This is a genomic window from Tsukamurella pseudospumae, from assembly GCF_001575195.1.
GTDB lineage: Bacteria > Actinomycetota > Actinomycetes > Mycobacteriales > Mycobacteriaceae > Tsukamurella > Tsukamurella pseudospumae.
The window spans coordinates 63424-76060 of the sequence record NZ_LSRF01000017.1; the positions used below are offsets into that span (position 1 = coordinate 63424).

Below are 12637 nucleotides of genomic sequence, written 5' to 3' on the forward strand. Positions count from 1 at the left end.
CTCAGAGTTTCAGGTCGCGGCGCAACTTGGCGACGTGGCCGGTGGCACGCACGTTGTACTGCGCCACCTCGATGTTCCCCTCCGCGTCGATGACGAACGTCGACCTGATCACGCCCGTCACGGTCTTGCCGTACATCATCTTCTCACCGAAGGCCCCGTACTCGGTAAGCACCTGCTTATCCGGGTCCGAGAGGAGCGGGAAGGTGAGGCCGTCGCGCTCGACGAACTTCTTCAGCTTCTCCGGCTTGTCGGGCGAGATGCCCAGCACCGCGAGGCCGGCGTCGCCGAAATCGGCCAGGTTGTCGCGGAAGTCGCAGGCCTGCTTGGTGCAGCCCGGCGTCATCGCTGCCGGGTAGAAGTAGAGCACCACGCGCCGGCCGCGGTAGTCCGCTAGGGAGACGGGGTTGCCGTCCTGGTCGGGCAGGGTGAACGACGGTGCCGGATCACCCGGCTGCAGGCGCGCGGAAGTAGTCATGCCGGTTACCGTATCGGTCATGGCGACACAGGACGAGGGCTCGGGGTACTCCGGCGGTTCCGGGGGCCGCGGGCGGACGCGGATCCGGAACCTGGCGAGCGCCGCGCTCAACGCGGACATGACGATCGACCAGGCCACGACCATGCTCGACGGCATGGCCACGACCATGGAGGACATGAGCGCCACCATGGCCACCTTCGACGAGACGGTGGCCCGGGTGAACACCAGCCTCGACGAGTTCGAGAAGCTCACCGAGCGCTTCTCCGCGACGCTCGAGCGGATCGACGCGTCGATGGAGCGGATCGAGGCGTTGCTGTCGGTGCCCGGCGCCGCGGTCACGGCGGCCGAGCGGGTGCTCGCGATGCCGTCCGAGCTGTCGCGGCGACTGCGCGGCAGGTCCTGACGGCGCACCGTCGGGCCTAGCGGCGGTACCCGTTCGACAGACCCACCAACAGCTCCGCGACCAGCGGGTTCGGTGTCGCGTCGGTGCGCAGCACCGCGGAGACGGGCAGCGTGAACCCGGGAGCAGGCCGGCTCGCGATGCCGGGCTGGCGCGGGTCCTCGTAGAGGAGCGTCCAGCCCTCGGGGTGATTGACCAGCTCGAAGGCCACGGGGTGCGCGTCGCGGATCTCCGGCCCGAGCAGCACCTCGAGCCCCTCGGCCGCGAACACCTTCGCGACCAGGCGGTGCAGGAGCACCTGCCGGTCCGCGGGCGGGAGCAGCAGGGGGTACTGCGCCAGTTCCCGGGGCGACGGTGCGCGGCCGAGTGCGGCCAGGGGGTGCCGCGTGGAGAAGGCGACGACGGGGTTGTCCACCCACAGCGGCTCGAGGTACAGGCCCGGCTCGTCCAGTCGCCCGCGGATCAGCGCGAGGTCCGCCTCGCCGGACTTGACCGCCGCGATGCGCTGCGCGAAGGGCTTGAGGAGGAAGTCGATCTCCGCGCCGGGGTGCCGCTCGCGGACGGCCGCGGTCGCGGCGAGTGCGGAGTGGGCGAAGGACATGTTCGCGGCGAGCCGGATCCGGTCCGGGCGGGGGCGCACCGCGTCGACGGCCTCGTCGCGCAGCCGGAGCAGCTCGCGGGCGCGCGGGAGCAGCGCGTCGCCGGCGGCGGTGAGGGTGACCCGGCGCCCGGCGCGTTCGAACAGCTCCGCGCCGAGCTCCTTCTCCAGCGTCGCGATCTGATGACTCACGGCCGACTGCGAGACGAAGCACTGCTTGGCCGCGCGGGAGAAGCCGCCGTGGTCGGCGACGGCGACGAGGTACTCGAGCTGGCGGAACTCCATACCGCCATTCTATGAACAGAAGAGATCGACAACATCGTCAGGTAGGCGGTCTACCAGGTTGAAGCGCAGGAACTCATGCACCAACCTGGTAGTAGACAACGACGTCTTGAAGGAGGAGAAGATCATGCGCAACACCCACGTCGTGGTGATCGGCTCGGGATTCGGTGGCCTCGCCGCCGCGAAGCAGCTCGCGAAGTCGGACATCGAGACCACGCTGATCTCGGCGAACGGCACGCACCTCTTCCAGCCCCTGCTCTACCAGGTGGCCACCGGCGTCACCGCGGGCGAGCGCATCGCGCCGCCCATCGCGGACGTGCTCCGCGGTCGGCGCACCGTCGACGCGATCACCGGATACGTCACCGAGGTCGACGCCGAGCGCAAGGTGGTCACCTACGCCACCGCGGACGGCATCGAGCAGATCGGCTACACCTACCTCATCGTCGCCGCGGGCGCCGCGCAGGCGTACTTCGGCCACGACGAGTGGGCCGATCGCACGTTCGCCCTCAAGACCCTCGAGGACGCCGAGAACCTGCGCGAGCGCATGCAGACGGCGTTCGCCGCCCCCGCCGAGAGCCCGGCGCGCACCTTCGTGGTGGTCGGCGCCGGCGCCACGGGCGTCGAGGTCGCGGGCCAGGTCGCCGAGCTCGCCCGGCGCTTCCACAGCGACGCGCAGGTCCGCATCCACCTCGTCGAGGGCGCCGACGACGTGCTGCCCTTCTACGGCGGCACCCTCTCGGGCTACACCCGGGCCGCGCTCGAGAAGGCCGGCGTGCAGGTGCACACCGGCACCTTCGTCACCGCGATCGAGGGCGACACCGTCACCGTCAAGGACAAGGCCGGAGTCGAGCGCGAGATCGAGGCCGGCACCGTCGTCTGGTCGGCCGGCGTCAAGGCCACCCCGCTCGCCGGGGTGATCGCCGAGTCCACGGGTTGCGAGACCGACCGCAACGGCCGACTGCTGATCAACCGCGACCTCACGGTCGGTGGCCGCGCGGACGTCTTCGCCCTCGGCGACATGACCAGCCTGAACGGCCTGCCCGGGCAGAGCCCCGTCGCGATGCAGCAGGGCCGGCACGCCGCGGACGTGATCCGCGGAAAGAAGGGGCCGGGCACGCACTTCCGCTACTTGGACAAGGGCAGCATGGCGATGATCGACACCCCGCACGCCGTGCTCCAGCCGCCGATGGGCCTGCCGGGCATGACCGGCGTCCTGGCGTGGGCCGGCTGGCTGGCGGTGCACCTGTACTACCTGGCGGGCATGGGCAACCGCGCCGCGGTTGTCGTCGATTGGCTGCGCGCCTTCGTCGGCACGGCCCGTCCGGGCTTCGACGGTGCGCCGACGGTCACCGTCGAACCCGTTCCCGCGGACGCGGCCGAGGCGCTACCCGGTCTTCGCGTTGCCGGCGCGCCAGACCTCCCACGGGACGTTCCAGTCGCCTAGTCCGTCGTTGCCCTCGAGGGTCGAGGCGATGGTGTCGGTGACCTTGACGATGTCGCCCCGGCGCGTGTTCTGGAGGAACCAGAGCGCGTTGTCGGGGCTGACGTTGAGGCAGCCGTGGCTGGCGTTGCTCACGCCCTGCTGGCTGATCGACCACGGGGCGCTGTGCACGTAGATGCCGCTGTAGGACATCTGGGTCGCGTAGTCCACGAGGGTGCGGTATCCGTTGGCGGAGTTGACCGGAACGCCGTACGTGGACGAGTCCATGATCATCTGATCGCGGTGGTCGCCGATCATGTAGATCCCGTTGGGCGTGGCGTTGTTCGGCTCGCCCATCGAGGTGGGCATCGTCTTGACGAGCTTGCCGTTGCGGCTGATCCGGACGATCTTGTCCTTGTCGGAGACGGTGGCGATCACCTCGTCGCCGATGGTGAACTTCGTCGACGCGTCCTTCTGGCCGAAGGTGCCGTTGCCGAGGTCCACGCCGTAGATCTTCACGTCCACGCTGACCTTGGTGCCGGGCTTGAAGTAGTTCTGCGGCCGCCAGCGCACCTCGGACGGGCTGATCCAGTAGAAGGCGCCCTCGACCGGCGGCTCGGTGTTCACGGTGATGGCGCGCTGCGCCGCGACCCGGTCCTTGATCGCCTCGTCGAACTTCACGCCGACGGTCTGCCCGACGCCCACCACCGGCTCGCCGACGGTGCTGAAGTACGCCTGGGTCTGGTTGTTCGGCGACTGGGTGCTGAAGGTCTCGTTGGCCACGTTCACGCCGCCGACGCCGTTGGCCTCCGCGCGCAGCTTGTACTGCTTGTTGTAGCCGAGCACCTCGGAGTTGCTCCAGGAGCGGCCGTCGTCGCTGAGCTTGCCGGCCACTTCCTTGCCGTCCGGGTTGGTCATGACGACCTTGGTGAGGGTGCCGCCGCTGGCCGTGACCTTGACCGGAAGGCCGGGCTGCACGTCGACCGCGCCGTTCTTGACGCTCGAGGTGATCTGCGGGCGCAGCAGGTCGAAGAAAGGAGTCGAGTCGGTGATCTTCTGGCTCGCGTCCGGCAGTGGCATCGCGTCGTTCGCCGAGGTCGTGCAGCTCGCGACCAGGGCGGCGATGACGGCCGTTGCGGCCACCACCGTCAGGGCACGACGGGACACGACGGGGCGGATGCGCATGCTTCTTCACTCCAGGAGGATGTCGACGGGGTCGGCACGACCGATTACTCCTGATTCTACCGGTGTCCGCGATCGGCGAGCCGGTACGGTTCCGGGTGTGAGCGACGACGGTGACCGGCGGGAGCCCGGCGAGCGGCCGGCGGGGCCGTGGAGCGACAAGGGCTACAACAAGCTGGCCCTGGGAATCGCCCTCGGCGTGGTCCTGGGCGCGGTGATCGGGGCCGCGATGGACAACATCGGTCTCGGCATCCCGATCGGTCTGGCTCTGGGCATCGCCCTCGCGGGGGCGTTCGGCTACCGGTCCGGCCGGGACGACGGTGACGACTGACTCGCTCGAGGCGTTCGGGGTGGGTGAGAGCCTGGGGAGAACGCTGCAGGGACAGGTGAGGTGGTTGCTCCCCAGGCTCGATCGAAGAATAACTTACGGTAGCTAATAACTGAAGGGGCGGATCGTTCGTCCCGTGGAACTGCGGTCGCGGCGATGGACCGACTGGAGTTCACCGGCAAACGCAGTAGTGATCTCCGTCGCGTCGGAACGAAAGCGCGGTGTTGATCGGACTATGACGCCACAAGGTCGGCGCGGCGGAATTAGTGACCGATCCGACACCCAGGCCATTCGCCGTCGACCAACCGATTCGAGCGGATCCTGCAGCGCCCGCGCGCAGCACCTGTGAGCGGTACGCCACCAGCGCAGTCAGAGAGCCGCCGTCGTTGGTGATGCGGTCGATCGCAGATCGCCAACTGACCGCGTCGTCGCGATGACAGTTCGTGCGGTCGCTGCGGTTGTTCGCTTGCCGCATCGTGGGGCTCCGCCACAGTGCCGACGTCACCTGGGGGACTGCTGCACGGGACTGCTGCACCGATAGGTGACGGTGTCACCTACCCGTGCAGCAGTCCCTGGGTTGCTTGTTTGGCTAGCTGCGTCCGTAGAGGACAGAGGCGGCCTCTGCGTAGGCGCGTCCGAGGTTCTCCAGGCGGGCCTGCCGCTCCTTCTCGGTGCCGATCAGGGCGCGGTTGCTGGTGTGGAACGTCTCGATGATGTGCAGCCGCCTCGCGGTCGACGGGTAGAGATTGCGGTACTTGCGCCAGGCGTCCTGCGCGACGCCTCCGTGGAGCATCACAACCTGGAGGTTGGGGCACAGCTCAACGACCCGGTTCAGGACGGGGAGCCCGCGACTAAGCTGTGCCGATGTCGGTTTCGAGTTGATGTACCAGGGGTATGCGTTCCAGGCGATGATGTCGCTGACGGGAATTCCTGCCAGCTCCAGAAGCCGGTGCTGGCGTTCAGCGGACGGGTCGCGGTTCTCGATGCACAGCATTCCGCTCCCAGCACCGTCCTGCGTCTTCGGCCCGGGATCTTGGAAGAGCGTCAGCATCCGTGCCTGGGTACCCGCGTACGACGGGGACACGTGCGGCATCCACTCGTCGTCGGTGCGGAGCTCGTTCACCATTCGGTTGAAGGGCCCGATGTGGGTGCGATAGAGGCCGCGATGCTGCTCTGCGAGGAACGCGGCGAAGTCCTGGTCTCGAACTCGATCTGCCATGCCCAGCACCGTAGACCGTCGGTGCGACAAGTCCGCGCGGTTCGATCGCGGCCAGGGGTGCATAGCCAAGATGGTCGATCGGACGTTGCCGAGCTTGCAGCGGCCGCCCCTCGACGGCGTCGAGGCCGAGCCTCGGGAGAGGCTGAGCCGCGCCTGGTTACGAACCGTCGGCTACGTCGAGCCGTTCGGCCGAGGGCGACGAGACTACGCAGTCCGCGGAGGCCGCCGCAGAATCCTCTGGTGTCGCCCTTGCGGCTGGCGTACGGTGTTGAGCGAAGGCGCCCCCTGCGTCATATCGCGTGGTCGATTGGCAGGACTTGGCGCCTTCGCCATTCCGAGGGCCATCACCGTCGAGGTGGTGCTATTTCTCCGAGTCCCCCTGGCTGGACTCGTCCGCGGCCGACGCTTCGGTATCGGTATCGGTATCGGTATCGGTTGACGTGGTTCGCGGCTCTGCCACCTGCTGGAGGCGACGGCTGAACCGGTCAATCGATCCGGCTCCAGCGCCGAGCGCTCGTGCCGCTGCGCCCGCGCCGCGACGTTGGATCTCGGTCAAGGCGTCTCCGACAGTCGGGTCGTTGTGTTGAACCCACGCGTCGACCTGAGAGGTTCGCGCGAGGGCGAACGCGTCGACATCCTCGCGCAGCCCCTGGGAGTGCACCTTCACCTTGTTGGCAGAGAACTTGCGAATGAATTCGAGCGGCTTGATCGCTGCGAAGTCTGATACGACGGTGCGGGCACGCGCGACCAGCTCCGTATCCGCTTCCCGGTTGTCCGCCAGCACGGACCGGGCCGACTCAAGTGCGCGCTCAGTGTGCTCGGGCTCGGTGGTGATGATGCGTGCGAGCCGGATCCGCTGCCACAGGTGCAGGGACTCTTCTGCGACAACGAGGAGCCGCAGCGTCTCGCCAAGGCGTTGGTCGGTGACGGCGTTGCGGAGCTCGTCAGCGCGCTGCCCGATGGCGGTGTCGGCGTCGAAGCGCCCGAGGACGCGCCGTGCGTGTTCACGGAGCCGCTCGACTGCGATCTGGAGTGTCGGTCCGAGCGAGGCGACTGAGTCCCAATCGGCGTCGGGGAGGACTCCGTTGCGCTCGTCGAGCTCGTCCGACATCCGTCGGAGCACCGCGTAGTGGCCGAGGATGTCTCCGGCCCGGTCTGCGCCCGCGAGGGTGAGCAGGCTGTCGACCTTCCCCTCGACGCGGACGACGGCTTCCTCGACACCGGCGATGGCTGCCTGCAAGGCCTGCTGCAGTGCCATGACCTGTAGAGCCATCAACCCGGCCGGGGACGCGCCGGCGACAGGTCGCCACTGGAGAGAGTGGGCGAACTTACCGCCGCCGCCGGTGAGGACTCCATGGAAGTAGCCGGTGCCGGTCGGAATCTTGCCAGCGGTGCGGGCGAGGTCGGCGGATTGCTTGGACAGGATGACGATGCGTCCGGATGCGGCCGCGAACGACGCCGCTGCGTTCGCCGCGCTAGCGGCGGTCGCCAGCATGTCCGTGACTTTCTTCCGGTCGAGGTCCGCGATGTCGACCGCGGAACGCCCGAACTCTGCGAGTTGGTCGAGTACCCCTTGCACCGCTGCCGGTTCGCCGCTAACGAGAACTCCGTCGTCGGTGACGCAGATGTCGACGTCTCCGGGGCTTGAAGACTGGGCGGGCGGAACGAGCTCATCGGGCATAGGCGAGATGCTAGAGCACTGCGGTGACGTGTTCGTCAGGTCGCGCCGATGCAGTGTGCTCGTACCGAGTCACACAGTGCTCGTATTTCGCGCACAGTCGGCGAGAGCGCGTACGCGTGCTGGTGGCAGGAGGCCGTCAGTTGGTGCCAGGCGTCGATGAGCACCGTGCTGTACGCGGTGTCGTCCAGTGACTTGAGAATCGCGTGCTTGGCACGGGCTGACCCGTTCACCCCGTTCACGCCGCAGAGCTCCGCGCATCGCGCGTCGATCAGCTCTTCGACAGCCTGGCGGGTGAGCACAGCTGCGAGACGTGCGGAGTTCCCGACTGCGGCACCATTTGGAGACTCTAGAAGTGCGTGAGCTCGGGCGAGGAGAGTGTCGACCGGCGAGGTCATCGGTTCTCCACGATGTCGCGAATCGTGTCGCGAAGGTCCCGGATGTGGCCCTTCTCGAGCATGGCGCCCTTGTGTGGGCCCGATGCCGCGATACCGATGGTGGGGAATCGGTAGGTCCGCTGCTGCTTCCATCCCGAGATATCGCCGGCCGCGCTACCGGTGAGCGCCAGAGCTACTCGGCGTTGAGTGGTCTTGGCGTCTTCCCAGGCCGTTTCCGTGTCGTGGTAGACGGCACCGGCCCTCGCTTGGTCGCCGAAGTACCGCTGGTGTGCTGCGGCTTCGACAGCCATCCGGAACAGGCCGGGCGCGGCCTTCCTCTTGATCAGGTCGTCGAGGCGTTCGTCTCGGATAATCGCTTCGGCGTCGGTGGCGTACCGCTGTGCGGGGGTGTCGTTCTCGGCGACGATCACGCTCGAGCCGTGCTCCCTGGTCACGTCGAGGAGCTGGGCGGGGATGGATCGGGCGCGGATCGCCGCTGGTAGTCGGTCGTCGTGCGAGAACACGATCACCTGGCGCGTCTTGGCCAGGTCCTCGAGGACGTCGAGGAACCCGCCGATCTTCGCGGGGTCCATGGCCTGGATCGGGTCGTCGAGGACGAGGAACCGGAACGGGCTGGTGGGGTTCGTCGCTCTTGGGATGAACAGCGCTAGTGCGAGCGCATGGAGCTCGCCTTGGCTCATCACCGACAATGCCCCCGTTGGTGTGCCGTCGACGGTGCCGGCGACGACGACCCTTCGACGCGTGGCGGCCCCTTCCAGGGTGATGTCGCCGATGTCGACGTTGCTCTCGTGTCGCATCCGGCTCCAGATCGTTTTCGCCTGGTCGACCATCGGGGCGAGACGACGTTTCCTCAACGTCTTCGCGCAATCGCGAAGCCAGGCCCCGGCGGCCTTCACGTGCTCGAGCCGTTCGTCGTCCTGGCGGGCTGTGGCTTCGAGTTGGACCCAAGCGGCGATTGCACGGGCGTGCGGCGTCCAAGCATCATCGAGCTCGTCCGCGCGGTGAGCTGCTTCGTGCGTCAGAGTTTCGGCCGTGGCGGACACCTCTTGCGTGCATGCCTCGACGTGCGCGGGCAGGTCGGCCAGCGCTGCGGGAACGGCGCCAGCCCGTGCGAGCGCTTCGTTGAAGGCGTTCAGCGAGTCCAACGGCACACCGTCGACAGGCGCGATGGCCGCGGCGCGCGCAAAGAACTGCTCAACGGCTGTTCGTGCTTGTTTGAGACGGCCAATCACCGCCCGGTTCTTGACAGCGGCATCGTCGGACTCTGCGAGGCGCGCCGCAGCCGAGGCGCGCCACACGCTGTCGAGCGTCCCCGTCTCGCAGACAGGGCATTGCGAGTCGCCGACGTGCTCGTGCAAGTCGAGTGCCTCTCGCAGCAGCTCCGTCCGTGCGACGAGAGCATCGTCTGCCGCAGATGACTGCGTCGCGTGATCGTCGATGGCGGCACGTAGCTCGTCAGCGACCTCTCGTGCCTGATCTTCGCCGGGAACTTGAGTCTGGGCGATAGTGCGCAGCCGGGTGATCGCTGCGGCGCGGTCGGACGCTGTCCCCAAGGTTGTCGCGGTGACCGCGTCGAGGTCGTACGGGGTTCTGGCGGTGTGCTTGAGTACGTCTGCTGCGCGAGGGTCATCGGTGCTTTGAAGCGATGTGCGGAGTTGGCTCCTAGCGGCGGTGGCGGCCTTGCGGGGCTCGGCCAATTGCTTCTCGACGCGCTTGAGTCGCGCGTCCGCGACGCTGATCTCGTCCAACCCGAGTAGCAGGTTCAACGCGTCGAACAGCGCTGAGTGTCGATCTTCGAAGAGGCCTCCGAGCTCGTCGTACGACATGAGCGGCCGATGCGGGCCCAGGTGATCGTTCCATCCGAGCGCCGCGACGGGCTCCCGCTTCTTTCCCTTGATCTGGGACCATCGCTGATGCTGGTCTAGGTCGGCACCGGGTTCCCAGTCCACCCCGAGGTACGCCGTTGTGCCATCACGGCGGTCGTCGGTTTCCATCGCGAAATCGACCGTGATCGAGGCTGGATCACCAGCGTGAATGTTGCGCCACGCCGATTGCCACTGCTGGCCACTCTTCTTGTCGTGCCAGCGGTAGCTGGTGCCGGTGAGCGCGTATTCAAGTGCCTCGGCGAAGCTCGACTTACCCGAACCGTTGCGGCCGCTGATGACGGTGATCCCGCAGTGCGGGTTCACTTCCAGCACGGCTCGCGGGCCGATCCCTCGGAATCCCTCGACGGCGATGGAGCGTACGAACGCTCGGAGCGGGGGAGGCCCGGTCTCGGTCTGGGGCTCGGCACGCTGAGGTGGACTGGCATCGCCTCCGAGCTGCGCTGCCAGCGCCTCGTCGCCGTCGAGGGCTGCCGCGACCAGGTAAGTCGTTGCGTCTGCGACCGAGCTGTCGGCGTCGAGTAGCTCCCAGACCTCGGCTTCGACCGACCCACCGATTCCGTCACCGTTCATGGTGCTCCTCCCATCCCGAGTAGGGACGTAGCCTTGCACAGCGCTCCGACACGTTTGTCCGGGTCTGGCGGATCTCCGCGACCTGCTCAACGCCACCCCCTGGACCGTCAGGCGCCAGCATCGCGGCCCTTACGATCCTGCGCTCCCGGGCGCTGGTTCTCCTAGTCCGCGTCGCATGGGACCTCGCGCATGGGAGAACAGCTGCTCTGGAATCCTACTGTTCTGCAGTCTGTTTCGAGCTCGCCGGGATGGCATATCGGCCAGCTATGACAGATATGCGCGAGATCGAAGGCCTTCTCATTGCCTGCCGAAACACCTTCTGGCCTGCGAGCCCTGCGGTTCACAGCGCCGCGCGCACCTGCCGGAATTCTTTCGGTGAGCATCAATGAGATCGCGGGCTTCCACGTCGTCCGTCAATTGGGTGCCGGCGGCATGGGGCAGGTGTTTCTGGTCCAGCACCCGCGGCTGCCGCGCCAAGACGCGCTGAAGCTCCTCGACGCCGGCGTCTCGCGCAACGACGACTTCAAGGCACGGTTCCAACGCGAGGCGGACCTGCTCGCCCGGCTGTCGCACCCGAACATCGTCACGCTCCACGACCGGGGTGAGTTCGACAACCGATTGTGGATCACGATGGAGTACGTCGATGGGACGGATGCCGCCGAACTGATCAAGGCCGGCGGTGCGCTGGATCCGACCCTCGCGCTGGAGCTGATCACTGGGGCCGGTGCGGCGCTGGACTATGCGTGGCGCAAGCAGCGGATCACGCACCGGGATGTGAAGCCCGCCAACATCCTGCTCGGTGTCGACGGCGGCGACCTCGAGGCGGTGAAGCTCGCCGACTTCGGGATCGCCAAGGCCGCGGGGGAGGCGACATCCCTGACGTCGACGGGGATCACGGTCGGGACGATGCAGTACACCTCGCCGGAGGCGATCGAGGGGGAGGACCTCGACAACCGAGCGGACGTGTATTCGCTGGGGTGCACCGCTTTCCACCTGTTGACGGGTCAGTCGCCGTACAGCGGTAAGTCGATCACTGCGCTGATGAACGCGCACCTGACGCAGCAGCCGCCGGCGATGAGTGAGGTCGCGCCGCAGCTGCCGACCGAACTCGATGCGGTGTTCGCGAAGGTGCTCGCGAAGGCGCCTGGCGACCGGTACCAGAGCTGCGCGGAGTTCGGCGATGCGCTGCGGGACGCGCTGGGGGATCAGCTCGGCGACTCGCGTGCAATCGTGGTGCCGGCGGTGCCGAAGCGGGAGATCGCACCGGACGCGGTGACGGAACTCCGAGCTGCTGAACCGGACTCGGATGCCACGCACCTGCGTGCTGCTTCCGTCGAGCCGGTCAGGAAGTCGCGGACGGTGCCGATCCTCGCCGCGATCGTGGTTGTGCTGGCGGTCGCGGCGACAGCGCTCGGCGTCTATGTGAGCAGGTCGGGCGGCGATGAGGCGCCGGCCGCGGTGACGACCTCCACGTCCGTGGTGGCGGCGCCGACTGTGACGGTGAGCGTGACGCCGACAACCCCATCGACCACAGCGGCGTCGGTGACTACCACCACGTCGGCTACGGCTGTCTTCCCGACGACCACGGAAGCTCGCACCACAACGGCAGCGACGCAGACCATCGACGAAGACACTCCATGCGACAACCCAGGTGCTACATCTCCTGACGGCAGGTGGATTTGCGGCGGACTTAACGGCCTCTGGGTGCTGAAGGACGCTCCGTGATCCGCCCCGGTGTGTCCGGAGACTCTCTGTGTTTGCTTGAGAGAGGATCCAACGATGGGAACGTCGAAGTACACGCCGGAGCTGAAGGCTCGGGCGTTGGAGATGGTCGAGGATGCGCGTGATGAGCATCCGTCGGAGTACGCGGCGATCGTGCATGTCGCGCAGTTGCTGAACATCACGACACCGGAGACGCTGCGTAAGTGGGTGCGGCAGGCGGAGGTGGACCGGGGCGCGAAGCCGGGGGTGTCCACGGCCGAGTCGGAGCAGGTTCGTGCACTCAAACGTGAAGTGGCGGAGCTGAAGCGGGCGAACGGGATCTTGAAGGCCGCGGCGGGTTTCTTCGCGGCCGAGCTCGACCGGCCACACCGCTGATCGTCGACTTCATCAGCTCCCACCTGGGTGACCGGGTGGGAGCTGATGGCCTGCTGTGGGGTGTCGAGTCGATGTGCGCCGTGCTCACTGAGTACGGCTGCCCG

General features: G+C 67.5%; 10 protein-coding genes and 1 pseudogene. 5 read left to right on the forward strand and 6 right to left on the reverse strand.

All coding sequences use genetic code 11. The annotated features are described in order from the left end of the window. Position 1 precedes the first annotated feature (1 nt). Positions 2 to 475 carry a thioredoxin-dependent thiol peroxidase gene (gene bcp / locus AXK60_RS09575; protein WP_068570920.1) on the reverse strand — a complete coding sequence of 158 codons (474 nt, stop codon included), beginning with the start codon at positions 473 to 475 and terminating at the stop codon, positions 2 to 4. A 19-nt stretch (positions 476 to 494) separates the two neighbouring features. On the opposite strand from bcp, the gene AXK60_RS09580 reads away from it, so the two are divergent. Next, positions 495 to 878, forward strand: coding sequence for a hypothetical protein (locus AXK60_RS09580; protein ID WP_068570921.1), 384 nt, complete (start codon positions 495 to 497; stop codon positions 876 to 878). A gap of 16 nt (positions 879 to 894) precedes the next feature. Here AXK60_RS09580 and AXK60_RS09585 read toward each other — a convergent pair whose 3' ends face one another. Continuing rightward, entirely contained in the window at positions 895 to 1758 is an 864-nt protein-coding gene (locus AXK60_RS09585) for a LysR family transcriptional regulator (RefSeq protein ID WP_068570922.1), read from the reverse strand. A gap of 124 nt (positions 1759 to 1882) precedes the next feature. Between AXK60_RS09585 and AXK60_RS09590 the strand changes: the two genes are divergently transcribed. Continuing rightward, complete coding sequence (locus AXK60_RS09590) at positions 1883 to 3199, forward strand: NAD(P)/FAD-dependent oxidoreductase (protein ID WP_068570938.1); 1317 nt, start codon at positions 1883 to 1885, stop codon at positions 3197 to 3199. Here the strand turns inward: AXK60_RS09590 and AXK60_RS09595 are convergent. Next, the gene (locus AXK60_RS09595; protein ID WP_068570923.1) at positions 3140 to 4360 is read right to left on the reverse strand and encodes a L,D-transpeptidase; all 1221 of its coding nucleotides are present in this window, start codon (positions 4358 to 4360) and stop codon (positions 3140 to 3142) included. The two genes, AXK60_RS09590 and AXK60_RS09595, sit on opposite strands and share 60 nt — an antisense overlap. A 97-nt stretch (positions 4361 to 4457) precedes the next feature. Here AXK60_RS09595 and AXK60_RS09600 point away from each other — a divergent pair, with 97 nt between their 5' ends. Further along, positions 4458 to 4688: a glycine zipper domain-containing protein gene (locus AXK60_RS09600; RefSeq protein ID WP_068570924.1), complete on the forward strand. Its 231-nt coding sequence runs from the start codon at positions 4458 to 4460 to the stop codon at positions 4686 to 4688. Positions 4689 to 5274: 586 nt separating this feature from the next. Here AXK60_RS09600 and AXK60_RS09605 read toward each other — a convergent pair. The 3 genes from AXK60_RS09605 to AXK60_RS09620 form a co-directional block, all read right to left on the reverse strand. Beyond that, on the reverse strand, positions 5275 to 5904 hold the full coding sequence (locus AXK60_RS09605) for a uracil-DNA glycosylase (RefSeq protein WP_068570939.1): 630 nt from the start codon (positions 5902 to 5904) through the stop codon (positions 5275 to 5277). Positions 5905 to 6265: 361 nt separating this feature from the next. Then, on the reverse strand, positions 6266 to 7585 hold the full coding sequence (locus tag AXK60_RS09610) for a hypothetical protein (protein ID WP_139057850.1): 1320 nt from the start codon (positions 7583 to 7585) through the stop codon (positions 6266 to 6268). 391 nt (positions 7586 to 7976) lie between these two features. After that, positions 7977 to 10436, reverse strand: a complete 2460-nt coding sequence (locus AXK60_RS09620) for an ATP-binding protein (RefSeq protein ID WP_068570927.1) — start codon at positions 10434 to 10436, stop codon at positions 7977 to 7979. 375 nt (positions 10437 to 10811) lie between these two features. Between AXK60_RS09620 and AXK60_RS09625 the strand changes: the two genes are divergently transcribed. Together AXK60_RS09625 and AXK60_RS09630 are read left to right on the forward strand one after the other, a co-directional pair. Then, on the forward strand, positions 10812 to 12161 hold the full coding sequence (locus AXK60_RS09625; protein ID WP_068570928.1) for a serine/threonine protein kinase: 1350 nt from the start codon (positions 10812 to 10814) through the stop codon (positions 12159 to 12161). A 102-nt stretch (positions 12162 to 12263) separates the two neighbouring features. After that, positions 12264 to 12637: pseudogene (locus tag AXK60_RS09630) on the forward strand (transposase); the annotation flags it as partial.